This window comes from Xanthovirga aplysinae (assembly GCF_009711365.1).
Classification (GTDB): Bacteria; Bacteroidota; Bacteroidia; order Cytophagales; family Cyclobacteriaceae; genus Xanthovirga; species Xanthovirga aplysinae.
On the sequence record NZ_SMMB01000320.1, the window covers coordinates 1 to 1,117 of the forward strand.

General features: G+C 34.6%; 1 protein-coding gene. It reads right to left on the reverse strand.

Translation table 11 applies throughout. The features are described 5' to 3' along the window. Window positions 1-200: 200 nt before the first annotated feature. Window positions 201-1,117: gliding motility lipoprotein GldB (gene gldB, locus E1171_RS23350; RefSeq protein WP_187696143.1), on the reverse strand; the 917-nt coding region annotated here is incomplete at its 5' end.

Sequence of the window (1,117 nt, forward strand, 5' to 3'; positions counted from 1 at the left end):
TTTAAGTGAACATCAATTCAATGCCCGCCAAACTGCTGAAAAAATATTTAATAAAGAGCTACAGATCCAAAAACTAATTCAATTATTCGAGCCAAAGGAATTTTCCCGGAAAAACAATAAACTTTTGTTAGTTGAAAGTTAAAAGTAAACAAAGAATTAAAAGACAGATTACGCCACTCTTCACTCTTTATTCTTCACTTTTAACCATTTTTGTTTTTGGCCTTATATTTTGACTCTATAAATATCTTTTTAGCATCTGAATCTTTCATTAATTGCTCTAATGTAACCTCAGGATGCTCTTCCATATATTTTTTTACGATTTCCCAGCCTAACCAAACGCCAACTCTTCCTGGACATTTATTTCCAATCTCATAAACTTTTGGCCTTTCAGAAAGATACTTAGCCTTTTTGCCCGGTTGAGTGGAGTAAAGTAATTCATTTTGTAGAAAATGTGCCCACACTGTTTCCTGGTTCGCATTCACATCTCGAAATTCTTCAGATGAATAGCCAATAAGGACGGAATCTGGCACACATGGCAGCATTTTTTTACTGTAATAATAGGCCTTTCCGTAATAAATCATTTCAGCTAACATCGTTTGGTCCTCAAATGAAGTTTTATTATATCTATCCGACATAAGCAAAACCACAGTAGGAACAATATATTCTTTCTGATACCTTCTTTGAATGTATTTTGGAACATCGGGAAGATACTTTGCACTATCTCCAATAAAGAAATCTAACCCAATCACAATCAAACTGTCAGAAACATGTAGATCATTACTCAAGCCAGTAACAAAAGTATTTATCTTGGGTAGGACAAAATCTGGAATATAATACCTGCTAAGCTTCAATGCACCTTCCATTTCGCTTTTAATCCCGGAAAAATCTCTAAAAGTTTGCTCCGTTTGTTGATAAAGCGTATCAATATGGGAATCATTAACCAAACCGTACAATTGATCGACGACCATAGACTGATCTGGATATCGGTCAATATTCAAAAAATGCCTGGAGAAAAGCGGGTGCTCTTCTAAAAAACTCTTGATTTCAGCTTTAGTTTGAAGATGGAAAAGTTCATTTTCTAGTCTTTCTATGCTCAAATCAAATTGAATTCCGGAAG